The sequence below is a fragment of the Alcanivorax profundi genome, from assembly GCF_003597125.1.
Lineage (GTDB): Bacteria > Pseudomonadota > Gammaproteobacteria > Pseudomonadales > Alcanivoracaceae > Alcanivorax > Alcanivorax profundi.
In genome coordinates, this window is record NZ_QYYA01000001.1 from 815,440 (window position 1) to 841,256 (window position 25,817).

21 protein-coding genes are annotated in these 25,817 nt (G+C 56.6%); 10 read left to right on the top strand and 11 right to left on the bottom strand.

Annotated features, from left to right (window positions below):
• Nucleotides 1–47 precede the first annotated feature (47 nt).
• From D4A39_RS03855 to D4A39_RS03865, 3 genes are read left to right on the top strand one after another with little or no spacing between them, the layout of a single operon-like run.
• Nucleotides 48–812 carry a lipoprotein intramolecular transacylase Lit gene (locus D4A39_RS03855; protein ID WP_031225885.1) on the top strand — a complete coding sequence of 255 codons (765 nt, stop codon included), beginning with the start codon at nt 48–50 and terminating at the stop codon, nt 810–812.
• Nucleotides 809–2,788 (top strand): PEP-utilizing enzyme, encoded by a 1,980-nt coding sequence (locus D4A39_RS03860; RefSeq protein WP_119917518.1) that lies wholly within the window; start codon nt 809–811, stop codon nt 2,786–2,788. The genes D4A39_RS03855 and D4A39_RS03860 overlap by 4 nt, the downstream gene beginning before the upstream one ends.
• Before the next feature lie 34 nt (nt 2,789–2,822).
• Nucleotides 2,823–3,638, top strand: a complete 816-nt coding sequence (locus D4A39_RS03865) for a DUF2189 domain-containing protein (RefSeq protein WP_119917519.1) — start codon at nt 2,823–2,825, stop codon at nt 3,636–3,638.
• A gap of 137 nt (nt 3,639–3,775) precedes the next feature.
• Here the strand turns inward: D4A39_RS03865 and metH are convergent, their stop codons facing one another.
• Entirely contained in the window at nt 3,776–7,477 is a 3,702-nt protein-coding gene (gene metH / locus D4A39_RS03870; protein ID WP_119917520.1) for a methionine synthase, read from the bottom strand.
• Between the two features lie 268 nt (nt 7,478–7,745).
• On the opposite strand from metH, the gene D4A39_RS03875 reads away from it, so the two are divergent.
• Complete coding sequence (locus D4A39_RS03875) at nt 7,746–8,564, top strand: mechanosensitive ion channel family protein (RefSeq protein WP_022984106.1); 819 nt, start codon at nt 7,746–7,748, stop codon at nt 8,562–8,564.
• 11 nt (nt 8,565–8,575) lie between these two features.
• Complete coding sequence (locus tag D4A39_RS03880) at nt 8,576–9,352, top strand: DUF481 domain-containing protein (RefSeq protein WP_022984107.1); 777 nt, start codon at nt 8,576–8,578, stop codon at nt 9,350–9,352.
• A 401-nt stretch (nt 9,353–9,753) separates the two neighbouring features.
• On the opposite strand, the gene D4A39_RS03885 is transcribed toward D4A39_RS03880, so the two are convergent.
• The 4 genes from D4A39_RS03885 to D4A39_RS03900 all read right to left on the bottom strand — a co-directional run bounded on the left by D4A39_RS03885 (nt 9,754) and on the right by D4A39_RS03900 (nt 14,321).
• Nucleotides 9,754–11,136, bottom strand: a complete 1,383-nt coding sequence (locus D4A39_RS03885) for an NAD(P)(+) transhydrogenase (Re/Si-specific) subunit beta (RefSeq protein ID WP_022984108.1) — start codon at nt 11,134–11,136, stop codon at nt 9,754–9,756.
• 3 nt (nt 11,137–11,139) lie between these two features.
• Nucleotides 11,140–11,415 (bottom strand): NAD(P) transhydrogenase subunit alpha part 2, encoded by a 276-nt coding sequence (locus tag D4A39_RS03890; RefSeq protein WP_022984109.1) that lies wholly within the window; start codon nt 11,413–11,415, stop codon nt 11,140–11,142.
• Nucleotides 11,415–12,632 (bottom strand): Re/Si-specific NAD(P)(+) transhydrogenase subunit alpha, encoded by a 1,218-nt coding sequence (locus D4A39_RS03895; protein ID WP_022984110.1) that lies wholly within the window; start codon nt 12,630–12,632, stop codon nt 11,415–11,417. Before D4A39_RS03895 ends, D4A39_RS03890 begins: the two co-directional genes overlap by 1 nt.
• Before the next feature lie 261 nt (nt 12,633–12,893).
• Nucleotides 12,894–14,321, bottom strand: coding sequence for an ABC1 kinase family protein (locus tag D4A39_RS03900; protein WP_199699417.1), 1,428 nt, complete (start codon nt 14,319–14,321; stop codon nt 12,894–12,896).
• A 183-nt stretch (nt 14,322–14,504) separates the two neighbouring features.
• Here D4A39_RS03900 and D4A39_RS03905 point away from each other — a divergent pair, with 183 nt between their 5' ends.
• Both D4A39_RS03905 and D4A39_RS03910 read left to right on the top strand, forming a co-directional pair.
• On the top strand, nt 14,505–15,275 hold the full coding sequence (locus D4A39_RS03905) for an alpha/beta fold hydrolase (RefSeq protein WP_119917522.1): 771 nt from the start codon (nt 14,505–14,507) through the stop codon (nt 15,273–15,275).
• Nucleotides 15,276–15,356: 81 nt separating this feature from the next.
• Complete coding sequence (locus tag D4A39_RS03910; protein WP_022984113.1) at nt 15,357–16,499, top strand: oxygenase MpaB family protein; 1,143 nt, start codon at nt 15,357–15,359, stop codon at nt 16,497–16,499.
• A gap of 81 nt (nt 16,500–16,580) precedes the next feature.
• Here D4A39_RS03910 and D4A39_RS03915 read toward each other — a convergent pair whose 3' ends face one another.
• The gene (locus D4A39_RS03915; protein WP_306461022.1) at nt 16,581–18,701 is read right to left on the bottom strand and encodes a carboxy terminal-processing peptidase; all 2,121 of its coding nucleotides are present in this window, start codon (nt 18,699–18,701) and stop codon (nt 16,581–16,583) included.
• A 152-nt stretch (nt 18,702–18,853) separates the two neighbouring features.
• On the opposite strand from D4A39_RS03915, the gene D4A39_RS03920 reads away from it, so the two are divergent.
• Nucleotides 18,854–20,077, top strand: coding sequence for a nucleoside recognition domain-containing protein (locus D4A39_RS03920; RefSeq protein WP_031225890.1), 1,224 nt, complete (start codon nt 18,854–18,856; stop codon nt 20,075–20,077).
• Here the strand turns inward: D4A39_RS03920 and D4A39_RS03925 are convergent.
• Entirely contained in the window at nt 20,055–20,684 is a 630-nt protein-coding gene (locus tag D4A39_RS03925) for an alpha-ketoglutarate-dependent dioxygenase AlkB family protein (RefSeq protein ID WP_119917524.1), read from the bottom strand. The genes D4A39_RS03920 and D4A39_RS03925 overlap by 23 nt on opposite strands.
• 56 nt (nt 20,685–20,740) lie before the next feature.
• On the opposite strand from D4A39_RS03925, the gene corA reads away from it, so the two are divergent.
• Complete coding sequence (corA, locus tag D4A39_RS03930) at nt 20,741–21,691, top strand: magnesium/cobalt transporter CorA (RefSeq protein ID WP_022984117.1); 951 nt, start codon at nt 20,741–20,743, stop codon at nt 21,689–21,691.
• 215 nt (nt 21,692–21,906) lie between these two features.
• Here corA and D4A39_RS03935 read toward each other — a convergent pair whose 3' ends face one another.
• Entirely contained in the window at nt 21,907–22,743 is an 837-nt protein-coding gene (locus D4A39_RS03935) for an MBL fold metallo-hydrolase (protein WP_102792081.1), read from the bottom strand.
• Nucleotides 22,744–22,806: 63 nt separating this feature from the next.
• A complete protein-coding gene (locus D4A39_RS03940) occupies nt 22,807–23,289 on the bottom strand; it encodes a hypothetical protein (RefSeq protein WP_022984119.1) in 483 nt (160 codons plus the stop codon).
• A gap of 73 nt (nt 23,290–23,362) precedes the next feature.
• On the opposite strand from D4A39_RS03940, the gene yaaA reads away from it, so the two are divergent.
• Nucleotides 23,363–24,136: a peroxide stress protein YaaA gene (gene yaaA / locus D4A39_RS03945; RefSeq protein WP_022984120.1), complete on the top strand. Its 774-nt coding sequence runs from the start codon at nt 23,363–23,365 to the stop codon at nt 24,134–24,136.
• A 35-nt stretch (nt 24,137–24,171) separates the two neighbouring features.
• Here the strand turns inward: yaaA and D4A39_RS03950 are convergent, their stop codons facing one another.
• Both D4A39_RS03950 and fnr read right to left on the bottom strand, forming a co-directional pair.
• Nucleotides 24,172–25,089 (bottom strand): universal stress protein, encoded by a 918-nt coding sequence (locus D4A39_RS03950; protein ID WP_022984121.1) that lies wholly within the window; start codon nt 25,087–25,089, stop codon nt 24,172–24,174.
• Complete coding sequence (fnr, locus tag D4A39_RS03955; RefSeq protein WP_031225895.1) at nt 25,086–25,808, bottom strand: fumarate/nitrate reduction transcriptional regulator Fnr; 723 nt, start codon at nt 25,806–25,808, stop codon at nt 25,086–25,088. Before fnr ends, D4A39_RS03950 begins: the two co-directional genes overlap by 4 nt.
• Nucleotides 25,809–25,817: the final 9 nt, after the last annotated feature.

A 25,817-nucleotide genomic window follows, 5' to 3' on the forward strand; every position in this document is an offset into this window, starting at 1 on the left:
CTGCTACATCCTCTGTTTATTATTCTGTTTTTATTGCGGGGGTGCCAATGGGAAATACGGCAGGCTATAGCCTTAAGGCAGCCACTTTAGTGTGGTTCTTCTATGCTGTCACGACCGTATTGCTCGCGATTCTGACCAGCTGGGCCTTGTACAGCCAAGTTAACTATGGCTATGCCTTCTGGTACAAGCAACTGGATATCCAGCAGCATATTGACCATTACGGCCCACAGAATCGCTTCAAGCAAGGTTTCGAGCAATTGCCGCCCGAACAACACATTGAGGCGTTTGAGCAAATCAGGAACGCGGTGCACGAGCATGGGGAGGGGCTTTCGAACCTTCAGTACTCTCTGCCCTCTGGCCAAAAAGTGCTGCTGTTGCACCGTGCCGAAGTGGTTCACCTTGAAGATGTGGCGAATTTGATCGATGCAGGTCGGCTGCTATTTGTCGTACTGGTGCTTCTCTGGTTGCCGTTAGCCTGGTGTTGTCTGTCGCTGGGATTGCCCGGCTGGCGTGAGCGCTTGCTGATTACTGTCATCGGTGTAGTTGGTGTGCTAGCTTGGCTGGCTGTCGCAGGCCCAACCGAGGTCTTTTATCAGTTTCATGTCTGGTTGTTTCCGGCTGACCACCAATGGTTTTTTTACTGGCAGGATTCCCTGATGAGCACACTGATGAAGGCCCCGGCACTGTTTGGCGGGATTGCCTTGGCCATTGCTTTAGGGGCTCTGCTGCTGTTACCGGCTTTTTATTTTGCCGGCTGGGGGCTTGCGAGCCGTTTGACGCCCACAAGAAACAGGAAACCACACCTGTCATGAGCATTGAAGTACTGACAGCAGACCCGGAGGGTGAGGAAAACCTTCAACAATGGGCCTCTCGGGGATTGCCTGTACCGCCTAGCTGGCGGGTACCTCGCGCTGCCATAACAGGTATTGCTTCCGAGACGCTGGTAAACACGCTGAAAGCGTTGCCCCGCATGTTTGGTGCAGAGCGTTACTGGGTACTTCAACAGGGGCCGATGAATCCCGACTCACGCCGTGAAAGCCTGCTGAATCTCGACTCGGATGAAGCGCTTGCGGCGGCCCTGGTGTCCATCTTTGCCCGGGAACAGTCCCCGGAACAGGTGGTCATTCAGGCATTACCCAGACAGCAAGCTGCGGGAGTACTTTTCACGCGTCACCCTCTGCGACAAGACTTGCATCACGTAGTGGTGGAGGGAGTGTCGAACGGAAACGTGGACAGACAGCGAGCAATTTTTGATGAGCAGGGGCGGCTGGTCCATGCCAGTCACGACGATGCTGCACTTCACAAGGTCGTCGGAGAAGCTAACTTTCACTCCCTGTATATTGCATTGAAGGGCAGCTTCGATCGCCCGCAAGCAGCAGAGTGGGTCTTTGATGGTGAGAAAATCTGGCTGCTGCAAACGCTGCCGGTTGGCTCATTGCCCGAACCGCGGGAAGCGTGGACCCGACGCGCTGGTCACGCACTGTTCCACCAGGCCGAAACACCGTTATGGTACACCTTGGCAGGGCGCTGGCTGAAAACAGGCTTCTGGGAGCCTCTCGTGGAGAAAAAGGGCTGGGATCACCTGAAGAAGGTTGAACCCTATCGCCGCCAGCATAGCCACATTTACACCAATTGTGCCTATTTCCGTTCTCTTCAGAATGATCACCCGGGAGCCTGTGATAGGGTGCCCCCGGCATGGAAGGCTCTGCAGCCCCCTGCAGCACCAGCATCTCCGTCGCTCTTATTAAAGCGAATTGCGGCTTTCAATCTTCACCGCAGCATTAGTCAGTGGCGAATGCCCGAGATCACTCGGGATACGCTGTGGCGGGCTTTCATGCAATTGGACACCTACGGTGAGCGACTCAGTGGCCTTGAAGGCGCACTTGCCTATCTGCATGTTCCAGACAGATTGGCCGAGGTCGATACCCCATTACCGTTATCGCTGCTCCTCAGTAGTCAGGAATTGGCGTTGATTCAAGCGCTGGCTGAAGGTGATGTAGAAGGCGTCGAGGAGTCTGCATTGCGACCGGGGGCTGATCCTGTCCATGCGGCCTTGAATGAAGGGCCTGCCCAGTCCAAAAGTGTCAGGGCTGTGCCACGCACTGCTGCTGCCGTGCCGATGCCGTCCGCACGTGAGGCTGTCCTGTTCGAGTTATCCAGCCAGGTCAGGGTGTTAAAGTTCATGTTGGGTAATCGCTTTAGGGAAGTGCTCAGCGCCATGGGGGCGCTGGTAGTCAATCAACAGCTGTTACAGCACCCTGACGACATCCATTTTCTGTACTTTGACGAGTTATGGCAGCTATGGATGGGGGAAGGGCTTCCTGCCAGTGCAAGCCATCAGACCCTCGCTCAGCGAAAGTTACGGTACCTGGATGACGGCCTCCAGGGGGCGCCTGACTGGAAAATGGACCAGATTGGCTATGGTTTCGGTGGTGGCTTTCAGACCAGCCCGCTACTCAAGGGGTTGCCATTAGTGCCGGGTCAGGTACAGGGACCAATTCGGCGGCTGTGCAGTGCCTGGAGCCTTAACCGGATTCAGCCCGGCGATATTCTCGTCATGGATCAGGTGGATCCATCCTGGACCCCCTGGCTCCTGCAGGCAGGAGGGATTGTTCTGGCGGGAAAAGATCCCGGCAATGCCGCTGCAAGCCTTGCTCGTCACTTTGGTATTCCTGCCATTTGGGCGGCCAGTGATGTAATGCATAGTGTGCGCGACGAAATGGCAGGTATGCTTGATGCGGATGACGGCCAGCTGGACGTGGCTGAGGTGCTGAGCGAGAGCGACTAGGCCTGTGTAATCCCGTTATTGGGGAGAAGCGAATATGGATGAGCAGGAACCCAGGATTCGGCCAAATGGCCTGCCGGAGGATACCCGTCCTTTCGTGGCGCCGTGCCGACACATCGAGCCACTGGCGCCGCTTCGCTGGCTGAAAAAAGGGTGGCAGGATTTTCGCGCTGCTCCGGTGCCGAGCCTGGTGTATGGGCTGGTGATGGTTGCAATGAGTTATGCCATTACTGCCGCGACCTGGTGGTTCGGCAATATGGGGTTGTACCTGGCGCTGATCTCGGGTTTCGTGTTCCTCGGGCCGATCCTGGCGCTGAATCTGTACGGCATCAGTATCCAGCGACAACAGAATCAAACGCCCACGCTGGGTAAAAGCTTTCGGCAGGTGCGTTCCTGCATAGGCGATATGCTGACCTTTACGGTGATCATGATCGTCGTCTTTCTTGTTTGGGCCCGTGCGGCCAACCTGATCTATATCTTTTACCCGGTGAACGAATGGCACCTGGAAAACGTGCTGTTGTTCTTTGGTGTCGGCTCCAGCGTCGGCGCCATGTTCTGCGCCATCGTTTTTACCGCCAGTGCCTTCTCGCTCCCCATGATCATGGATCGCAAAACGGACATGGTGACCGGTGTCATTACCAGTGCCAATGCGGTTCTGCGTAACAAACTCCCGCTATTCATCTGGGCCTGCCTAATCGGGCTGTGCCTGCTGGTCGGCCTGCTAACCGCCTATCTCGGGCTGGCGGTATTGCTGCCGGTGCTGGGCTACGCCACCTGGCACGGGTATCGGGAGTCGATTGATGCGACGGAGTGGGATGCGCGATTCGAGCTACCACCGGAGAGCAGTGAATAGTGAATGGTTTACAGTGAACAGCGCGCGTTCAGCGCATGGGGAATTTGAAAGCAAGGAGGCCGCGCCCATCGTCTGGACGCGGCCTCTTTCGTTGGCGTAACACAGTGCGCTCCCGCGCGCTGTTCACTGTTAACTGTTCACTGCTCTTCAATGTAGCCCAACAGATGCGGCACCATCCGCTCGATCTCCTTGCGGGACATGCCTTTGCGGGCGGCATAATCGTCCATCTGATCTTTAGCCAGCTTGCCGGTGCCGAAGTACTTGGCATCAGGGTGAGAGAAGTACCAGCCGGAAACGGCAGCGGCGGGCAACATGGCGTAGCTCTCGGTCAGGGTCATGCCCGCATTGCTTTCCGGGTCCAACAATTCCCACAGCAGGGCCTTTTCCGTGTGGTCAGGGCAGGCGGGGTAGCCCGGGGCAGGGCGAATGCCGCGGTACTTTTCACTGATCATGTCCTGATTGCTCAGTGCTTCATCGTTGGCGTAGCCCCAGTATTCCTTACGCACCTTCTCGTGCATACGCTCGGCGAAGGCTTCGGCCAGCCGGTCCGCCAGGGCCTTGAGCATGATGGCAGAGTAGTCGTCGTGGTCGGCTTCAAAACGGGCCACGTGCTCATCGATACCGATGCCGGCAGTGACGGCAAAGCCGCCCAGCCAGTCGGTCAGGCCGGTTTCCTTGGGGGCAATAAAGTCGCTGAGGCAGTAATCCGGCTTGTCATTCTTGCTTCTGTCCAGCTGTTGGCGCAGGTGATGGAGGGTCATGAAGGCCTCCTTGTCACCGGGCTTGTGGTACAGCTCAATGTCATCCATGTCGGAATTGGCTGGCCAAAAACCGATTACAGCACGGGCACTTAGCCACTTTTCTTTAACGATTTTCTCAAGCATTGCCTGGGCATCTCGGTACAGGCGGGTGGCTTCCTTGCCCACTACCTCGTCTTCCAGAATGTTGGGGAACTTACCGGCCAGCTCCCAGGAACGGAAGAAAGGGGTCCAGTCGATACGTTGCACCAGGTCTTCCAGCGGGTAATCCTCGAAGACCTTGAGACCTTTGACGGCAGGCTCGGGTGGCGTATAGCCGCTCCAGTCCGGCTGGAAGCGGTGCTCGCGGGCTTGCTCGATGGAAATCAGCGAGCGGTCGACCTGTTGCTGTTTGCGTCTTTCACGCAGCCCTTCATAGGTGTCCTTGAGCTCACTGACATACTCTGGCTTGGTTTCCTTGGAGAGCAGCTTGGAGGCCACGCCCACGGCACGGGAGGCGTCGGCCACATGCACCACCGCATGCTGGTAGGCCGGGTCAATCTTTACGGCGGTATGGATGCGACTGGTGGTGGCGCCACCGATCATCAGCGGCAGGTCCATGTCCAGACGCTGCATTTCGCTGGCCACATGGACCATTTCATCCAGAGACGGGGTGATCAGGCCGGACAGGCCAATGATGTCCACCTTTTCTTTCTTCGCGGTGTCGAGAATCTGTTCACAGGGCACCATGACGCCCAGATCGATGACCTCGTAGCCATTACACTGCAGGACCACGCCGACGATGTTCTTGCCGATGTCGTGGACGTCGCCTTTTACCGTGGCCATGAGGATCTTGCCGTTGGATTCATCCTGGGTACCGAGCTCTTCTTTTTCTTTTTCCATGAAGGGCATCAGGTAGGCCACGGCTTTCTTCATTACACGGGCCGATTTCACCACCTGAGGCAGGAACATCTTGCCCTCGCCGAACAGGTCGCCCACCACGTTCATGCCGTCCATGAGCGGGCCTTCGATCACGTGCAGGGGGCGCGCAGCGTTCTGGCGGGCAAGCTCGGTGTCTTCTTCCACGTAATCGGCAATACCCTTGACCAGGGCATGCTCGAGGCGCTTTTCGACGGTCCATTCGCGCCAGGCAAGATCTTCCTTCTTGGTCTTTTCAGCGCCGGATCCCCGGTACTTCTCGGCCAGGTCCAGCAGCACCTCGGTGCTGTCTTCATGCCGGTTGAGCACCACGTCTTCTACAGCGTTGCGCAGCTCTTCGGGAATGTCGGAGTACACCGCCAGCATGGTGGGGTTGACGATACCCATATCCATACCGTTCTTGATGGCGTAGTAGAGGAACACGGCATGAATGGCTTCACGGACGGTGTCATTACCGCGGAATGAGAAGCTCACATTGGAGACACCACCGGAGATCATGGCGTGGGGCAGGGTGCGTTTGATGTCGCCCACCGCCTCGATGAAATCCACGGCGTAGTTGTTATGTTCCTCAATACCCGTCGCAATGGCGAAGATATTCGGGTCAAAAATGATGTCTTCCGGCGGGAAGCCTACTTCTTCTGTCAGCAGCTTGTAGGCACGGGTGCAGATTTCCAGCTTGCGTTCACGGGTTTCCGCCTGGCCCACTTCATCGAAGGCCATCACGATCACAGCAGCACCGTAGCGGCGCAGCAGGCGAGCCTGATGGAGGAAGCTTTCTTCCCCTTCCTTCATGGAGATGGAGTTCACCACCCCCTTGCCCTGAATGCACTTGAGCCCGGCCTCGATCACTTCCCACTTCGACGAATCGATCATGATCGGGACTTTGGCGATTTCCGGCTCGGAGGCGACCAGGTTGAGGAATCGCACCATGCAGTCGGTGGATTCCAGCATGCCCTCATCCATGTTGATATCGATGATCTGGGCACCGTTTTCTACCTGGTCCCGCGCCACATCCAGGGCAGCATCGTAGTCGCCTTCCTTGATCAGTCGCAGGAAACGCTTGGAACCCGTCACGTTGGTGCGTTCACCCACATTCACAAACAGTGAATCCTTGGTGATGGTGCAGGGTTCCAGGCCAGACAGGCGGCAGGCCACTTCGATGTCGGGCAGGGGACGGGGAGCCAGTCCCTCGACCGCACCCGCCATGGCGGCGATATGCTCAGGCGTGGTGCCACAGCAGCCACCAATAATGTTCAGGAAGCCTTTCTCGGCCCACCCCTTGATCTCGCGGGCCATGGTGGGCGGATCCAGGTCGTACTCGCCCATTTCGTTGGGCAGCCCTGCATTGGGGTGGGCGGAGACGAAGGTTTCGGAAATCCGCGATAATTCTTCGATGTAGGGGCGCAGTTCCATGGGGCCAAGGGCACAGTTCAGGCCGAAGCTGATCGGCTGGGCATGGCGCAGGGAGTTATAGAAGGCTTCGGTGGTCTGCCCGGTGAGAGTACGACCGGAGGCATCAGTGATGGTGCCGGAGATCATCACCGGCAGGGACAGTTTGTTCTCGTAGCAGTACTGGTCCACCGCAAAAACCGCCGCCTTGGCGTTCAGGGTGTCAAAGATGGTTTCGATCAGCACCAGATCAATACCGCCTTCCACGAGCCCATCCAGGGCTTCCAGATAGGCGTCTACCAGCGCGTCGAAGGTCACGTTACGGAAACCCGGGTCGTTCACATCCGGGCTAATGCTGGCTGTGCGGTTGGTTGGGCCAAGAACACCGGCCACGTAGCGGGGTTTGTCGGGCGTGGAGGCCTCGTCAGCAGCTTCCCGGGCCACGCTGGCTGCGGCCACATTGATCTGCCGGGCCAGATCCTGCATGTCGTAGTCGGCCATGGCGATGGAGGTGGCGTTGAAGGAGTTGGTCTCGATGATGTCGGCGCCAGCGTCCAGATAGCCTTTATGCAGCGCCTTGATGCGATCCCGCTGGGTGATGCACAGCAGGTCATTGTTGCCTTTCAGGTCGCTGGGCCAATCAGCGTACTGAGTGCCCCGGTAATCCTCCTCGGAAAACTTGCAGCGCTGGATCATGGTGCCCATGCCGCCATCCAGGATCAGGATGCGTTGTTGCAGCTGGGCAGTGAGCTGGGCGCGCAGGTTTGAGGTCATGAAAGGCTCCGTGAGACCGGGAAAAAAGGGCCGTTATTATAGCGGATTGAGGGCATTCGACCCAATTATGTTAGCCGTACAGATGGAATAGGCCGTGAGGGGTGGCGAAATCTGGTTCAGCCTTTCATCATAGGCCGGTGAAATTACGTACCCGCGCCATGGTGAGCGGGTGAAACTTTGTAAAATCGCCGCTGTGTTGCGGAACCTGAGGCTTGCTCGTCAAGGTTATAAGGCATAATCCGCGCTCACTGGATGAGGAGAATGATCAATGGAGCAATATCTTTCGCAACTGCAAACCTTTGCCAATGAAAACCTGATGCCGTATGCGTGGAATATCGTCGCTGCGCTGGTCATTTTCATTGTCGGTAAGTGGATTGTTGGCCGTTTGGCCGGCTGGGTAAACCGGATGATGGACAAGCGGGTCGACGCCACTGTCGCCAAGTTCATTGGCAACATCGTCCACATCATCTTGTTTGTCTTCGTGGTCATCGCCTCCCTGGATCAGCTGGGTGTCGAAACCACCTCGTTGGTGGCTATCGTTGGTGCCGCCGGTCTGGCTGTAGGCCTGGCGTTGAAAGATTCTCTGGGGAATTTTGCTGCCGGCGTCATGCTGATTTTGTTCAAGCCGTTCCGCGTTGGCCATTACGTAGAGGCTGGCGGCACTGCCGGTACCGTCAAGGAAATCAAGATCTTTGCCACCATCATGATGTCTCCGGATAACAAGGTTATCACTGTACCCAATGGTTCGATCATGTCCGGCAACATCACCAATTACTCAGAAATGCCTACCCGTCGAGTGGATATGGTGTTCGGAGTGGCCTACGATGCAGACCTTTCACTGGTCAAGAAGACTCTCGAAGAGATTCTGGCTGCCGACGATCGGGTTCTGAAAGACCCGGCACCGGTGATTGCCGTTGGTGAACTGGCAGACAGCTCAGTGAATTTCCTCTGCCGTCCGTGGGTTAAAAGCGCGGATTTCTGGGGTGTGAAGTGGGATACGACAGAAACCGTCAAGCGTCGCTTTGACGAGGCAGGTATTGGCATCCCGTTCCCGCAAATGGATGTCCACCTGGACAAGAGTGAGTAAAGGAGATTTCAATGCGCAGTAAGTATTTGGCTGCCATGCTGATTGCCACCGGGCTTCCGGTGGCAAGCCTTGCTGCTGAAGAGGCAGCAGAAGACGGTGCAACCAAGTGGAGCGGTGATATTGGTATTGGTTTGTTGTTCAAGCGGGGGAATACCAACTCCGACTCGACGAACGCGAATGCCAATATGTCCCGCGACAGCGCCAAGTGGCGTCATACGTTCAAGGCCGACGCCAACAACGAACAGGAAGAAGATCCTGATACGGAAGAATACACCCGCACGGATGAAAACTACTTTGCATCCTACAAGCTTGACCGCAAGTTGGGTGAAGAATCCAGGAACTACCTGTTCAACGTCCTCACGTACAAGAAAGACAATTTTTCGGGCTACCACTACGAAGCAAGCTACGCGATTGGTCTTGGTCGCCGCTGGATCGATAGCGACCGCCAGACGCTGGATGCTGAATTCGGTCCGGGTTACCGGGTCAAGTGCCTGGACCCTCAGGACACCTATTTCAGCTGTGCGGACTCGGAAGAGGATGCTATTGCCCGTATTGGTATCAAGTATGATCTGAAGGTAAGCGACAATACCGTTTTCCGTGAAGATTTCTCCACCGAAGTGGGTGAGGATGGTGCGGACACCCGTGCGGAAACCTCGCTGACCACCGCGATTAACTCCAAGTTTTCTCTGCGGTTACGCCACTTGCTCGAGCACGATTCCGATGCGCCTGATGGCACCAAGGAAACCGACCACACCTTCTCTGTTGGTGTGGTTTACACCCTGAAGTGATCCTTCAGGCGTGAAAAAGCCCTGACTCGCGGCAGTGAGTCAGGGCTTTTTTATGGCACGTCATCACGATTCCCATTTCGCCGGCGGACCCGCCGTTAAAATACCATTTGAATGTGTAAGCGCTGGAGAAGAGATGGCAATCGCCATTTCCGGTGCCTAGTGGGTAAAGATCATCTGCCCATGGCGTGGACTCGCGTTGGAGTGTCCGTGACAGCCCACAATCAGCTTTACACGGCAGCAGTGACCGGGAGTGTTCAGGCACGGTAGATGGCAAAGAGGGTGAGAATCTGACGTTATATTTGTGGAAGAGCAGGGGGCTTGAGTCAGGACCTGCGACCTGGACATTTAAGGCAGGCACAAAAAAGGGAGCCCACAGGCTCCCTTTTTCGTGAGACTGACAATCAGCCTTCTTTCAGGGCGGTGGTGATATCCAGCACCGCACCCTTGCCGTCGCCGAACAACATCAGCGTGTTGTCCTTGGCAAACAGCGGGTTGGGCAGGCCGGCAAAACCGGCGCTCAGGGAGCGTTTCACCACAACCACGGTCTTGGCCTTGTCCACGTTCAGGATAGGCATACCGTAGATCGGGCTACCCTTGTCTTCACGGGCCAGCGGGTTGGTTACGTCGTTGGCACCCAGCACGATGGCGACATCGGTCTGTTCGAAGGTCGGGTTAATGGCATCCATGTCCTTGAGCTTGTCATAGGACACTTCCGCTTCGGCCAGCAGTACGTTCATGTGACCCGGCATACGACCCGCTACCGGGTGGATTGCGTATTCCACTTCGCAACCCATGGCTTCCAGGGTGTCGGCCATATCACGCACGGCGTGCTGCGCCTGAGCCATAGCCAGACCGAAGCCCGGTACGATAACGACGCGCTGGGCTGTCTCGAGCAGCATGGCAACTTCTTCAGAAGAGGTGGACTTCACCTTGCCAGCATAGACTTCGTCTTCATCCATGGCTTCGCCAGCTTCCGCCATCACACCGAACAGAACGTTGGTGAGGGAGCGGTTCATGGCTTTACACATGATGCTGGTCAGAATCAGGCCGGAGGCGCCAACCAGGGAACCGGTAATGATCAGGGCGCTGTTGCCCATTACGAAACCGGCCGCAGAGGCAGCAACACCGGAGTAGGAGTTCAGCAGCGCGATAACCACGGGCATGTCAGCACCACCGATCGGCAGCACCAGGAACAGACCAAGCACCGCAGCGGCAGCCACAAGACCCCAGAAAACAGCCTCGTTGCCCGGGTTGACGACCAGGTAGCCTACGGCCACAACAGAGCCGATAAACAGCAGGCCATTGACCAGTTTCATGCCCGGGAAGCCCATGGGCTTGCCATCGATCAGTTCCTGAAGCTTGGCAAATGCCACCAGAGAACCGGTCAGTGTCACGGCACCGATCAGTACAGCGGCACCCGTGGCGATGATAGAGACCGTGCTATCCGCAGAGCCACGGAAGAACTCCGCAGACGCCACCGCGAAAGACGCGCCGCCACCAAAGCCGTTAAGCAGGGCGATCATCTGCGGCATGGACGTCATCTGTACCTTCTTGGCCATAACGGCACCAATCAGGCCACCAACAACGACACCGGCAATGATGATTTCGTAAGTAACAATGTGCTCATTGAGCAGGGTAACCACGGCAGCAACACCCATGCCGGCTGCAGCCAGCAGGTTGCCACGCACGGCAGTTTTCGGCTTGGTCAGCCCCTTGATACCCACCACAAACAGGCAGGCGGCGATCAAGTAGGCGATATCAATCCAGTTCTGGGAAACGTGCATGAATTACTTCCTCTTGAACATCGCCAGCATTCGATTGGTGACCATAAAGCCGCCAATCACGTTGATGGTAGCCAGTACCACCGCAGCAAACCCCAGTACATTGATGAGCATGCCGGCATCAGAACCAGCAGCGATCAATGCACCCACCACAGTGATGCCGGAAATGGCGTTGGAGCCAGACATCAGCGGAGTGTGCAGGGTAGGCGGAACCTTGGTGATCAGCTCCACACCGAGGAAGATCGCCAGCACGAACAGAGTCAGTTGAGCTACGAAATCCATTATTTTTCCTCCTTGCTGTCTGCGGCGGCTTCTTCAGCCGGGGCTTCCGGCTTGGCCAGCGAAGGCAGGCCGAGCAGGTCACGCAGACGGGCCTGGGGCACGTCGCCATCGTGACTGATCACGGTTTCGACAACGATCTCGTCTTCGAAGTCCAGCTGCAGGTCGCCATTGTCGTCGAGCAGCAGGTTGAGGAGGTTTTCCATGTTCTTGCCAAACATCTGGCTGGCATGGAAAGCCACAGAGGAGGGCACATTTTCAGGGCCGACAATGGTCACACCGTGTTTAACCACGGTCTTGCCAGACTCGGTCACTTCACAGTTACCACCACGCTCGGCAGCCAGATCGACGATGATCGCGCCCGGCTTCATGGCCTTCACCATGTCCTCGGTCACCAGGATCGGGCTTTTGGCGCCAGGTACCGCGGCAGTGGTGATCACCACGTCCATTTCCTTGATGACTTCAGTCATCAGCTCACGCTGACGCTTGAGGAAGTCTTCACCCTGGGCTTTGGCGTAGCCGCCGGTCCCTTCTGCTTCGCCGGTATCGAGATCCAGCTCCACCGGCTTGGCGCCAACGGAGAGAATCTGCTCACGGGCAGCGGGGCGAACGTCGTAGGCTTCCACAATGGCGCCAAGACGCTTTGCCGTCGCACAGGCTTGCAGGCCCGCAACCCCGGCACCCATCACAAACACGCGCGAGGCGTTAAGCGTGCCTGCCGCGGTCATGTTCATGGGGAACATACGCTGGGATTCGGTGGCAGCCAGCAGTACACACTTGTAGCCGGCAACCATGGCCATGGAGGAGAGTACGTCCATGGCCTGGGCGCGGGTAATCCGCGGTACCAGCTCCAGCGCCAGGCCTGAGATTTTTTTCTCGGCCAGAGACTGCGCGAATTGCGGGTTAGCCAGCGGATCAGTCATCCCGATCAGGGTCTGGCCTTCCTTCAACTTATTGAGGTCTTCTGCACCGTTCTGAGTGTTGCTACCAGGGGTCTGCACTTGCAGAACAACCTGGGAAGCACTGAATACCTCGTCGCGATCAACCAGTTTGGCTCCGGCAGTTTCAAAAGCACTATCCGGATAGCCGGCGAGTTCGCCGGCGCCGCGCTCAATGATGATCTCGACACCTTGTTTCTTCAGCAAAGCGCTGACATTGGCAGGCGTAATGGCTACGCGCTGCTCGCCAGGGCAGATTTCTTTGGGAACACCGATAATCACCTGCGTTACCCCCGTCTGTGGTTCGCAAATAATCGGCAAATCAGGATAGAGAAGGTGGCAACCCAATCCCCTGAAAGCCGCGTAAAATGAGGGCTGGCGGGTTCGAGCACAGGGTGCTCGCGCCGGACACAGGCCCTCAGCAGGGTGCTAACCTTATTGTGCGTCTACCAGCTTGGCAAATGACAAATGGTTATCGCACCAATAAGTGATTGAAAGGGTTAGTTACCGCGGGCCATCCCCCGGGGCAACAACATTCGCTTCTCAATCTCCTGGAGTGATGGTTTTTTGATCAACCAGGAGCAGGTCGCTGTCTTCCTGCATATGAATGAAAGGCTCAAGGATGGTGTTGCCGCGGACTTCAGCATTGATGACATGCAAAAAGGTGTAGGCACCTAGTAACTTTCTGAAAAGAAAGATGAATTCTTTGGGTGGAACATCAAAATGGACGGATAGGGCGTTACGTCCGGCCTTGTTCATGATGCGCCCGGGCAAGTTGCTTTCCCCCCAGCGGTACTCGAGATTCTCGTTGAGTAGATCCGCAGGCGGAGGGAATTTTTCCGGGTCCTGAAGTACTTCAATGGCCTCGAAACACATGGCCGCGAAATCGTCGAGAATGCGGCGTGGCGTACCTCTGGCAAGAAAATCCAGCGCACTCAGCGCACGGATAAGCCTTTCGGTATCGTGGTAGTAGGAGGCACGGATCATCTCACGACCTGGACCAAGGACGTCATTATCGAAATCCCGGATGGCACCGAAATCCAGAAGTACAATCTGGTCTTTTTCCGGGGCCTCACCGATCCGTAGTAAATAGTTGCCGAAATTCGGGTCCGTTTGCATTTTGTTCCATTCGAACACCTCCCGGCAGCACAGCTCCATGATGGCCCGGCCGATAAAGTTTCGCCGTGTCTGGGATAACTCCAGTACTGCAGGATCATTCACGCCGATACCGTGCTCGAAGGTCATGCACATGATGTTGTGGCTGGAATATTCCGGGACAATTTCCGGAACCACAAAACGGGCATCATCGGCAAGGGCCTGGCGGAAATGGCGGGTGGTGTGGGCCTCAAGATCGTAGTCGACCTCACGGCGCAGCATTTCCTTTACCTCATTGAGCCACATGTTGAACTGTTCCGTGATAGGAACAAGTCGGCTCATTTTCAGCAGACGGACCAACGCACGCATGTCGGAATCAATGGCATCGGCAACACCGGGATACTGGATCTTGAGGACCAGCTCCTTGCCGTCAGACTTTCGGATAGCCTTGTGTACCTGGGCTAGGGAGGCGGCACCAAGCGGGGTGGTTTCGACCTCCAGTTCTGCCAGCTTGACCTCCCCGAGCTGTCGCTGGAGGTGCTTTTCAATGGCCGACCATTCCAGCGCCGTGGTCTGGTTTTCAAGCGTGTGCAGGGCGGTGGTGACTTCTTCAGGGAGAAAGTGCTCGCCGAACAGGGCCATCATTTGCCCAATCTTGACCACTGACCCCTTGAGCTTGCCCAATTCCTCTACCAGTTCCTGGGCACGGGCAGACAGAATCTCCTTGCGACGTTCTTCACGCTTGTCCTTGCTGGTAAAAAAGGTGCCGGCACTGGCCGTTGCATATTTGGCACCCGCCATGAAGCCGGCCTTTGCCATGGAAAAGCGCCGCTCTACAGAGCCTGTTTTTACCCGTTTTACTGTTTTACGTGTCATCGACTGGGAAACTCCATTTGCCATCCTGCTTGCCGGTGGCATTCTAGCGGGTAATCTGACACGGGTCATTGTCCAAACCGTTGATCCGGAAAAGGAAATGGTTCCATTGAGTAACCTCCGCGCGGGTAGGGCACATGACAGCGGATACCGGTGCAAAACATTGAGCGTAAGGAAAGCAGCATTATGGCGAGAACCTGGGTTTTGCTGAGGGGATTAGTCAGGGAGCAAAGGCATTGGGAGGATTTTCCGGCCCAATTTCAGGCAGCAGTGCCGAGTGACCGGGTGATTTGTGTGGATTTGCCCGGTAACGGCGTGTTCTATCGTGAAGATAGCCCGACAAGAATTGCTGCCATGGTTGCCCATGCACGAGAGCAGCTGGCGAACCAGGGTGAAAGCGGCCCTTTCTACCTGGTCGCACTGTCGCTGGGGGCGATGACCGCCGTCCAATGGCTAAGTCAGGCACCCCACGAAGTGGCTTTTGCGGCCTTGATTAATACCTCTTCCAGCCGTTTCAGTCCCTTTTGGCGACGTCTGCGTCCGGGAAATTACGCCCGACTGATCCGTGAAGGCATCATCAGCCGAAACCGGGTGCGAAAAGAAAAGGCTATTTTGGAAATCACCTCAAACCTTAGAGACACGGCATGGTTACACCAGCTGGCGGAGCGCTGGGCGGAGTATGCGAGGCTGCAGCCTGTCTCATTGCGTAACAGCTTACGCCAGTTACTGGCCGCTATGCGTTTTCAGGCACCCGCTGCCTTGCCAGACACTGTCCCAGTCATCCTGATAAGCGGGGAAGGTGACAGGCTGGTGCACCCGAGCTGTTCTCGGCGGATGGCGGAGGCCTGGCAGTTACCCCTGCGTGCTCACCCTCAAGCCGGTCACGATTTGCCTCTTGATGCGCCACAATGGTTGATCAATACGCTTCTGGGTGGGGTAACAGAAACGCGCAATTAGTGTATTGACCGTCTGGGCTAGCCATTTTACCGTAGAGTCAGAACTCATGAGTTCTCAAAACAATAAAGACGAGAGGTATCCATGGCTACGCCTCAGGAATTGGCCCGCTTCCAGCGCGGCCCGCAGAATCCCCAGGAACGTGTGTGGTGGGACCGGTATTCCCACAAGAATCTGGATCGCTGGCGTCAGATACAGGATCCTTTAGCGGATCGTTGTGCCGCCCAGATCAAGTTTACCCGGCCCTCCGGGCTTCTGGAGGAAGTGGAGCGGCGTGCTGCCAGCGAAGGCGGCGATTTTCAGGCGTTTCTGGACCACTGCCATGCGGTGCCCCACTGGGTAGATTTCGAGGAGATGGAGCTCGGTCGGCGCATGTACCGCCGCAACGGCGCGCTCCAGGGACTGGTACTGATGTGTTCAAGCCTGGTAGAAGGCTATGCGCATAACAAACCCTCTCAAGTCCTGGTTGCAACCGGACGACTGCAGAAAGACGTATCGCGTCGCATCTATGAGACGGGCCAGATGCTGCACAATATTGTCGGGGATGACGGGCTGCGCCCCGGTGGACTGGGGCACCGGACCCTGATGGAAGTGCGTCTTCTGCACGCGGCGGTTCGGCAGTTTCTCCGCAATAACCCCCGTTGGGATGTGGAAAAGTACGACATGCCCATCAACCAGGAAGACATGGCGGGCACCATCCTTGAGTTCGATTTCATGGTGGTTCGGGGCCTGAAGCGACTGGGTGTCAATATCAGCCGTCGCGAGCATGAATCCATGCATTACTTCTGGCGCTACGCCGGTTATTTGCTTGGTGTCGATGAGTCCTTGCTCACTACTACGCTGGAGGAGCAAGAGATCATGGCGCTGCAGCTGACCTCTCACCTTTACGATCCGACACCGGATAGTGAATCACTGGCCAAGGCCTTGCTGAAAGACATGTCCAACAAGGCACCGTTCAATCTGTCCTATGATGTGTTGCTGGCATTCAGTCGTTACCTGATTGGAGACAAGGTCGCCGATGACCTGAACATTTACAGCTCGGTTTCCGCAGGCACAGCGGTACGTGTGGTGAAAACGGCGATTCGGGCAGCCAGTTTTGGTATGCGCATGCTGCCAGACCCGGCAAAACGGGCAGTGGAAGGCTTTAATCACACCCTGGGCCGTCGTACCCTGCAGGCAGGACTGGGTGGCAATCCCGCTCGTTGGGGCTTTAAGGCGCTTGCTTGAGTTGATGGGTTGAAACAGCAATAAAAAAAGCGGCTATAAGCCGCTTTTTTTATTGCTACAGGTGGTCGGCAAGCGCCTGAGTCACCCCTTGCGAGCGACCTGTTTGTCACGAATCAAGTCCATCAAGTCGACAAGAATTTCACCGGTTTCACGGACGTAGGGGTCATCATCGATGGCTTCATCGTGGCTCTCCGGGTCCAGTGCTCGCTGTTCTTCGAGGTCACGCAGGGCCTTGATGCTATCCAGCGGATCTTCGCCACGGGAATCCCTGCGACGGTTTTCGATGGCCAGTCGCTCAGCGTCAAAGGCGTGTTGCTGGCTGGTCCGCTGTTCCATGTTCAGTGACAGGGTCTCGCGGTTGCGGTTCTTGTCCAGCAATGCCCGCAGGGACAACACATAAACGAACTCGGGATCCTGTTCGGTACGCTCGACATGACGCTCACGCAACATCGGCAGGTAGGGCACCATGTCACTGACACGCTGGTATTTGGCAGAGCTGATTTCATCCCAGGGCAGGGCATTTGGCAGGGAGCTCTCGCCGACCTCTTTCTTGTCGACCAGCGACGGCATATCCACATCCGGCACGATGCCCAGGTTCTGGTTGCTGGAACCGGACACCCGGTAGAACTTGGCATTGGTCATCTTCAGCTTGCCGTGATTCAGGTCCAGCAGCGTTTGTACCGTGCCCTTGCCATAGGTCTGATCACCGACAATCAGGGCACGACCGTAATCCTGCATGGCACCAGCGAAAATTTCCGAGGCTGAGGCACTGTAGCGATTGACCATGACCGCCATGGGGCCGGCGTACAATACCCCCGGGAATTTGTCGGCTTCGACGCTGACGCGACCACTGGATTCACGCACCTGTACGGTCGGTCCGCGGTTGATGAACAGGCTCACCAGCTTGTTGACTTCCAGCAGCGAGCCACCACCGTTGTTGCGCAGGTCGATCACCAAGCCATCGATGTTTTCCTTGCGTAGCTCGACCAGCAGTTTGGCGACGTCGCTGGTGGTACTGGTGTAATCCGGGTCGCCACGGTGGAAGGCCGCAAAATCCAGGTAGAACGCGGGAATTTCGATCACACCGAGTTTGTGCGTTTCGCCATCACGCTCGATGGTGATGATGTCCTTCTTGGCTGCTTGCTCTTCCAGCACCACCTTGTTGCGGACAATGCTGATGACGCGGGTATCGTGCTCGCTGGCACTGCCCGCCGGGATAATTTCCAGATTGACCTTGGTGCCCTTGGGACCACGAATCTGATCGACCACTTCATCCAGGCGCAGGCCAATCACGGGGGTGGGCTCTTCGTCTTCCTGGCCCACACCCACAATGCGGTCGGCAGGCTTGAGCTGGCCACTCTTGGCGGCAGGGCCGGCCGGCACCAGACGGACCACCTTGGTATAGCCATCTTCGTATTGCAGCACGGCACCAATGCCCTCGAGGGAGCGGCTCATGCTGATATCGAAGTTCTCTGAGTTATGCGGGGTGAAATACGTAGTATGGGGATCAAAGGTCTGGGTCAGTGCATTCATGTAGACCTGGAAGACATCTTCCGGCGTGTTCTGACGAATACGCTTGAGCTGGCTTTCATAGCGACGGGTCAGGCGAGTCTTGATGTCCTCGTCTTCTGCTTCGTTAAGGCGCATGGAAAGCACGGCATTCTTGAACTGTCGCAGCCAGATATCATCCAGGGCTGCCATATCTTTGGCCCAAGGTGCATCTTCACGGCTTACCCGCACTTCGTCCTTGCCATCAAAATCCAGACCATCAAGGTCGTTGTCGACCATCGCCAACATCCCTTCAAGGCGGGATTCGAGGCGACTCTGAAAGCGGTTGAAAATGGTATACCCGGCTTCCAGTTCGCCTTTACGAAGCTGATCGTCGAGGTCACTTCGGTATTTCTCGAATTCGTCGATATCCGATTGAATCAAGTACAGCCGATTCGGGTCGAGATCCTTTAGATATTGATCAAATACCTTGCTCGACAGGGCATCATTGAAGTCGAGACGCCGGTAATGGTATTTGAGTTTGTCGGCGATTTCTTCGGCAGCATCAATCTGCTCATCGGTGGGCTTCAACTTACCCTCGACCGGTGCGGGGTCGTTGCGTAGAGCGCCTACCGATTGAAGCGCACCACCCAGTAACAAAACGGCCAGTGCGAGGGGGAACAGCTTGCGGAATTGAACCATGCGTTTTCTCAACGGTGAATCCGTGGTTTGATGACTTTTCCGCAACAGACCGTTGCTGTACTGCGGAGCCGGACCTTGACGATACCAGACTTCGATGTATAAAAAGTCGCCAACACACTAATTTTCATACATTTATACACAGACCCTAGCGCACGGGGGAAGGTTTGCACAGACTCTTTAGCCTGTTTTTCCTAACGGGTATCGCCGGGGCGGTGATTCAGCTCATTTCAGGAGATATGGAGGCGCCGGGGCGCCTTGTCAATGCCCTGTGGCAGGCGGCAGATCTGGCCGTGGATGTGTCACTCGGTTTGATCGGGGTGCTGGCCCTGTGGAGTGGCTTGTTTCGTCTGGCGGAGGCGAGCCGAATGGCTGATCACATTTCCAGCCGAATCAGTCCGGTATTTCGCCGTCTCATGCCAGAGATTGAGCATAACCCTGCCGCGTCCGCACCGGTCTCCATGAATCTCGCCGCTAACATGCTGGGCCTGGATAACGCCGCGACACCTCTTGGCCTGAAGGCCATGGAGCAACTCCAAAAGACCAATCTGCAACCTGCGGTGGCCAGTGACAGCATGATCATGTTCCTGGTACTGAACACCTCTTCGGTCACGCTGGTACCGGTGACGGTGCTGCTGTTCAGGGCGCAGCAAGGGGCAGCGGACCCTGCTGCGGTGTACCTTCCCTTGCTAATGGCGACCACCATTTCCACCTTTGCCGGTGTCTGGCTGACTGCAAGACTTCAGCGCATTCCGCTGAGAGATCCGGTATTACTCGGGGTTGCAGGCGTCTGGATCGGCCTGTTGGCCTTGCTTGGGCTGGTGGTCTGGCAGTCTCCGCCGGAACTGGCCAATACATTATCAAGCCTGCTGGGTAACGGCATATTACTGTTGGTGCTGCTGGGCTTTTTTGTCGCCGCCTGGCGTACCCGTGTGGATAGCTACGATGTGTTTGTGGAAGGGGCGAAAGATGGCTTCACCACGGCGGTCCGACTGATTCCCTACCTGGTGGCCATGTTGGCCGCTATTGCCATGCTGCGTGCCGGTGGTGTGCTTGAACTGCTGTTCAATGGCATCCGTTTCGGGGTGGGCGCACTCGGACTGGATACCCGCTTTGTGGATGCCTTGCCCGTGGCCTTGTTGAAGCCGTTGAGTGGCTCCGGTGCCAGAGCGGCCATGATTGATGTCATGCAAACCCACGGCGTTGATTCTCTGGCGGGCAGAATGGCGGCGGTGATGCAGGGCTCCACCGAAACCACGTTTTATGTCCTTGCCGTGTATTTCGGCAGCGTGGGAATCCGGGATTTCCGTTACGCACTCTGGTGTGGGTTGTTTGCCGATGCAGCAGGCCTGCTGGCCGCTATCCTTATCAGCTATGCGTTCTGGGGGTAATCCACCTGAATGTCAGGTTAATCCGCGAGCCGTTGGCGTGTGCGCGGCGAGGCAGGGCGTGGTGATAACGGTGTTGCACCGCCGGGCTCATCAGCAATAGGGAATTGTGGGGCAGAGTCAGCGACAGGCACTGGCGGCCGGCGGGTTTTGGCCGAAACACAAAGTCTCGGGGCTCGCCGAGACTCAGTGACGCAATCCAGGGCTCAGGCCCCAGCTCGGGTTCGTCATCACTGTGATAGCCCATGGTGTCTTGTCCGTCACGGTACCAGTTACATAACACACTGTTGTAGTCATGCCGGGTCAGGTGTTCCACCTGCCGCAGGACGGGTTCCAGGCAATCCGGCCAGCCCCGGGCTTCTTCTTCAACCCCCGAATACCGATACCGGATTCCGGCAGCGCCCTGCCAGCTTGTCAGTCTGGGCGTCAGGTGACGTTTGCCGTAAACCGTCACCGTGGGTTGTCGCCAGGGCAGTTGTTCACACAGCCGTTCGAGCAATCCGTCGAGGAGCCCGGGTTGAAGGGCATCACGCCACAGCCACAAGGGGGCGTGTTCGTCCAGATGATAGGGCTCGACGTTGATATCGGCATCGTTGACAGGGGTGCGCATGGTATCTTAGATATCGCTGCTGGCGTCTTGCCAGTGATGATGATCAGGGAGACATCATGCTGCAAATTTATCGCATTGAGAACGGTGTGCTGCGCGAGAAAGCCACCGACGACATGCTGCCCGTGCTGGCCGAAGAAGCCAGCTGGATTGACCTTGAAGAGCCTGATGAGGCCGAGCGGGACCAGGTTCAGCAGTTCTTCAAGGATGAAATGCCAGACTCTGACGACATGGAAGAAATCGAGTCATCGGCACGCTATTTCAGTGACGAGCAGGGTCTGCATGTCCACTCGCTGTTTCTTTTCCAGTCCGAGGGGAGGGTGCGCACTTCCACCGTCGCCTTCGTCGTTCAGGCTGAACGTCTGCTTTCGTTTCGGGATACCAAGCTGGCAGATTTTCGGCTGCTGCGGCTGCGCATTCGCCGGGGCTGGGTCAAGGTCAAACAGCCGATGGATATCCTGCTGAGCATCCTCGACCAAAAGGTGGAGAACCTTGCCGATGCCATTGAAGACGTGCACCGGGATCTGGAACAGGTTGGCTACAGTGTGCTGGAGGAAGAAAACGGCGAGCTGGATCAGGACATCGAGCGACTGGCACGGCTGGAGGATACCAACGGGAAAATCCGTTTGTGCCTGATGGATACCCAACGTTCGATTTCATTCATCCAACGTTATGTCCGTGCCGACAAGCAGAGTCGACGCACCTGCGCCGAGATCCAGCATGATCTCGATACCCTGATGTCGCACACCACCTTCCTGTTCGACAAGATCAACTTCCTGATGGATGCCGCCCAGGGCTTTATCAACATTCAGCAGAACCAGATCATCAAGATCTTTTCCATTGCCGCAGTGGTGTTTCTGCCGCCGACGATGATTGCCAGCATCTACGGCATGAATTTCCAGGTGATGCCCGAGCTCGCGCTCGATTTCGGTTATCCCATGGCGATCGGGCTGATGATTCTCTCGGGGATGGCGCCTTATTGGTATTTCAAGCGGAAGGGGTGGCTGTGAAGAGCAGTGAATAGTTAACAGTGAATAGTGAATAGCGGGAAACATTGCGTCGCGGGTCGGGATGGAAGGTTTCAGCTGCGGCAGGGGGGTGTTTTATGGTAGGGGGCTCCCTTGTGGAGCATGGGCCGGCACCTGCTGGCTGATTGAATCGTTACTGACTATGACTCAATGCGAGAACTCCCCGTGTCTTTGGGGGCTTAGGCACTCTTTCCTTGTTACTCGCTTCTTTGCCACCCGGATTCGGTTTCACGAGCCTTGCCGTCTTCGGCCAGTTTGATCAGGTGGGCGTGGAGGGAGAATTGGGCGACGCCGTGGAGAAAGACCGGTACGTCGTCGTAGACGGCTTTGACAAGTTCTGCCAGTGGAGACGGGGAGGGGGGAAGCTTGTCGTACACTTTGTCTTCGCGCTTCTGGCGATGGGCCAGGGTCTGCGCCAAAGACTCGTCGGGGTTGGCGATAACATCGCCGTGCCCCGGAGCCATCAGGGTGATGCCCCGGCCCATGAGTTTTTTCAAAGACGCAAAATACGCCTGCATGGAGCCGGAGGGCGGGGCGATGACCACGGTGGACCCCTGAATCAGGTGATCACCGGTGAACAATAGCCCTTCATCGGTGAGATAGCACAGATGGTTGTTCACGTGTCCCGGGGTCTCAATCACCGATAAACCCACACCGCCGCAATCGACCACATCCCCTTCGCGTAAAACCTGATCCGCTTGCCAGGTCTCGTCTTGCAACCCGTCATCGGGGACAAAGGGGCCAAGGCAACGCGCCCCGGTGGCGGCGACGATGGCGAGGGCACCGGGGGAATGATCCCGGTGGGTATGGGTCACGATGACCTGGTTGATGGGTTTGCCCAATTCACGGGCCGCTGCCAGCAAGGCCTTCAGGTGTTCCTGATCCACGGGGCCGGGATCAATCACCGTGAGCGCATCACGCCCATACAGGTAGCTGTTGGTGCCGGGCCCGGTCATCATGCCGGGGTTACGGCCCAATACGCGCCAGGTATGTTCACCGATAGGGGTGGGATTGCCCGGGATCAGAGAGGCCATACAGACTCCAGGGTGTCAGGAACGCGAATTGTGACGATTCTCACACCATCTTGCCAGTATTGCTCAGCGCGAAGACGGATAAACCAGCCGTGCAACTGGCCGTAACTGCCAGCGATCAACGGTTTCCTGGTCAGGTGGATGCCGGCTGACCACCGCAAACGGGTACTGCCGGCCTGCAGGAACGTACATCTGCAAACGTTGCTGTTCCTGATACACCACCCGGCACTCACCCGCGGTCGGGCAAGCCAGGGCCTGTATCTGCACATCCACGGCCGCGAGGTCCAGTTCACCGGCGTTGGTCAAGCTACCACTCAGTCGTACGCCAGATTCGGACTCACGAATATCACTGACTGCCAACTCAAGCCCCTCCGGGGCCAGCAGCACCTGGTCGTTGGCGCTTTCCTGGAACATGCCGTAAAGCAGGGCACTCAAACCGGTAACCACTGCTACCACAGTGATCAAGAAGGCTCGCCGGCCCCATTGCCAGCTGCCCCAAAGCAGTACAATCACAGCGATAACCACGGCAAATAGCAGTAATAGGCGCATTTATCCTCCAGAATGCAGACCTGAGTTCCTGTGATTCATATAATTCCCACAGCGACATGTAAAGGAGAAGGTCATGCTGATTGTGGTTTCCCCGGCAAAAACCCTGGATTACGAAAGTCCGTTGCCGGCACTCAAGACGACCCAGCCGCGCTTGCTGGACGACAGTGAAGTGCTGATTGAACGCGCCAGAGCGCTTTCTCCGGCGGATGTGGGAAGCCTGATGAAGGTCAGTGACAAAATCGCTCATCTCAATGTGGAGCGCTTTGCCCAATGGCAACGTCCGTTCAACAAGAAGAATGCCCGTCCGGCGGCATTTGCCTTCAAGGGCGATGTCTACACGGGGCTTGAGATTGAAACCTTTACCGACAAGCAGCTGGAACGCGCCCAGGATTCGTTTCGGATGCTGTCTGGTCTCTACGGCGTGCTTCGCCCCCTGGATCTGATGCAGCCCTATCGTCTGGAGATGGGAACACGTCTGGACAACGCCCGCGGCAAAGATCTCTACGCATTCTGGGGCGATATTATTACCGATCAGCTGAACCGGGACATGAAAGCCCAGAAAACTGATGTGCTGGTCAACCTTGCATCCAACGAGTACTTCAAATCGGTCAACAAGAAAGCGTTGAACGGGCGAATCGTGGAGCCGGTCTTTCAGGATGAGAAGAACGGAAAATACAAGGTCATCAGCTTTTACGCGAAAAAAGCGCGCGGCATGATGGCCGCCTGGATCCTCAAGAAGGGCATCAAGGACCCGGGCAAGCTGGTCAATTTCGATGTGGCAGGCTATCGCTACAGCGAGGCAGACTCAACCGCAGACAAACCGGTATTCCGCAGGGCAGAACAGTAGTCCCTGTCCCCGGTGGCATGCCTGCATGGCACCGGTTATTCCACCCAGGGGGATTCGAACCGGTCAGGTTTGATGACCAGCACATCGCTTCTGGCTCGGGTGATCACGGTTTCTGCCGTTGACCCCAGTAGCATTCGCTCGGCCAGATTGCGGCGCACCGTCCCCACCACCAATACATCGATCTGATTCTCTTCACAGTGTCGGGCAAGGGCATCGGCCACAGGGCCCTCCAACAGATCAACAGACTCGCTGTCGAGCCCCTGAGAACGGGCATATTCCAGAAATTGTTGCTTATGGTGTGCCTTAAGGGACTCAAGGGTTGCTGCGTAGTCAGGCACCCCCTCAGCTACTAACATCACCAGGCTGTCATCCACACCATCCATCACATGGCACGCTTGCAGTTTGCCATTCAATGATTGGGTGAGGGTGCGGGCATGACTGAGCAATGTGTTCGCCAGAGGCGCAGCATCATCATCCTGTTCACCAGGATCCAGTGCTACCAGCCATCGAGGAGGTTGCTCCCATGATTCGCTGTGTACACACAGCACAGGGCAAGGGGCTTTACGAATTAATTGCCAGTCACGTGGGGTGAAAAGATGTCGCCTTAGCCCTTGTTCCCGGCTGGTATGTACTACCAGCAGATCAGGCAATAGGCGCAGAATCTCGGTGCGAAGCGCATCCATTTCGCGCCTCGCCCATACGAGGGCCAGCGAAACAGGGTGCGCGCCCGCCAGGGAGTAAATTCTCTGCTCCCAGGCATGGGTTATCTGTTTTTTTGCTGCATTGAAACGCTCTTCATCCAGTCCTACCGCACGCACCATGGGGCCGGAATAGGCGTTAACAAAAACGGTAATCTCCAGGTCTTCTTCTCTGGCCAGCAACAGAGCCTTGGAAAGCGCGGGCTGCGGCGCTTTAAGATCAGGGTCCAGAACAATCAGTAGGTTTTGGCTCACAGCTGTATCTCCACGGTGCCGGTATCCGGTGCATTGCCGCACAAACTGGCGCGATCAAGAATCTCAATGTCACGACCGGACACCTCCAGCCACCCCTTTTGCTGGAAACGGGTAAAAATGCGGCTCACAGTTTCTACTGCCAGCCCCAGGTAGTTGGCGATGTCATAACGAGACATGGGCAGGCGGAAACTGTGGCTGCTCAGGCCTCGGCGCTGGTGTCTTGCCGACATGGAAAGCAGCAGTGAGGCGACCCGGTCATCCGCGCTCTTCTTGCTGAGAAGCATATGCAGCTCACGATCCGCGCGTATTTCATCACTCATCAGGCTGAAAAAATGGTGCTGAAGGGTGGGGATCTGCTGTGACAGGTTCTCAAGTTGGCTGAAAGGAATCTCGCACACGGTTGCAGTTTCCAGTGCCTTGGCATTGGAAACATGGTGAGCGGTACTGATTCCATCCATTCCCAATACCTCGCCGGGCATATAGAAACCGGTCACCTGTTCTTCGCCGTCCGGGCTAACCACGTAGGTCTTGATCGCCCCGGATCGAACAGCAAATACCGATTCGAAATTATCGGATGCACGGTACAGGTGCTCCCCACGTTTGAGCGGACGGCCACGGCGAATAATATTGTCGAGTTGGTCCATTTGCGCGGGCGCGACAGCCAGCGGCAGGCAAACAGGGCTCAAGCTACAATCATTACAGGAAACGTGTTGGGACACGGTCACATC

Excerpts from the sequence above, each read along its gene's own strand:
- D4A39_RS03855 (WP_031225885.1), top strand. The coding sequence starts at position 48 with ATGGGAAATACGGCAGGCTATAGCCTTAAGGCAGCCACTTTAGTGTGG.
- D4A39_RS03860 (WP_119917518.1), top strand. The coding sequence starts at position 809 with ATGAGCATTGAAGTACTGACAGCAGACCCGGAGGGTGAGGAAAACCTT.
- D4A39_RS03865 (WP_119917519.1), top strand. The coding sequence starts at position 2,823 with ATGGATGAGCAGGAACCCAGGATTCGGCCAAATGGCCTGCCGGAGGAT.
- metH (WP_119917520.1), bottom strand. The coding sequence starts at position 7,477 with ATGACCTCAAACCTGCGCGCCCAGCTCACTGCCCAGCTGCAACAACGC.
- D4A39_RS03875 (WP_022984106.1), top strand. The coding sequence starts at position 7,746 with ATGGAGCAATATCTTTCGCAACTGCAAACCTTTGCCAATGAAAACCTG.
- D4A39_RS03880 (WP_022984107.1), top strand. The coding sequence starts at position 8,576 with ATGCGCAGTAAGTATTTGGCTGCCATGCTGATTGCCACCGGGCTTCCG.
- D4A39_RS03885 (WP_022984108.1), bottom strand. The coding sequence starts at position 11,136 with ATGCACGTTTCCCAGAACTGGATTGATATCGCCTACTTGATCGCCGCC.
- D4A39_RS03890 (WP_022984109.1), bottom strand. The coding sequence starts at position 11,415 with ATGGATTTCGTAGCTCAACTGACTCTGTTCGTGCTGGCGATCTTCCTC.
- D4A39_RS03900 (WP_199699417.1), bottom strand. The coding sequence starts at position 14,321 with ATGACACGTAAAACAGTAAAACGGGTAAAAACAGGCTCTGTAGAGCGG.
- D4A39_RS03905 (WP_119917522.1), top strand. The coding sequence starts at position 14,505 with ATGGCGAGAACCTGGGTTTTGCTGAGGGGATTAGTCAGGGAGCAAAGG.
- D4A39_RS03910 (WP_022984113.1), top strand. The coding sequence starts at position 15,357 with ATGGCTACGCCTCAGGAATTGGCCCGCTTCCAGCGCGGCCCGCAGAAT.
- D4A39_RS03925 (WP_119917524.1), bottom strand. The coding sequence starts at position 20,684 with ATGCGCACCCCTGTCAACGATGCCGATATCAACGTCGAGCCCTATCAT.
- corA (WP_022984117.1), top strand. The coding sequence starts at position 20,741 with ATGCTGCAAATTTATCGCATTGAGAACGGTGTGCTGCGCGAGAAAGCC.
- D4A39_RS03935 (WP_102792081.1), bottom strand. The coding sequence starts at position 22,743 with ATGGCCTCTCTGATCCCGGGCAATCCCACCCCTATCGGTGAACATACC.
- D4A39_RS03940 (WP_022984119.1), bottom strand. The coding sequence starts at position 23,289 with ATGCGCCTATTACTGCTATTTGCCGTGGTTATCGCTGTGATTGTACTG.
- yaaA (WP_022984120.1), top strand. The coding sequence starts at position 23,363 with ATGCTGATTGTGGTTTCCCCGGCAAAAACCCTGGATTACGAAAGTCCG.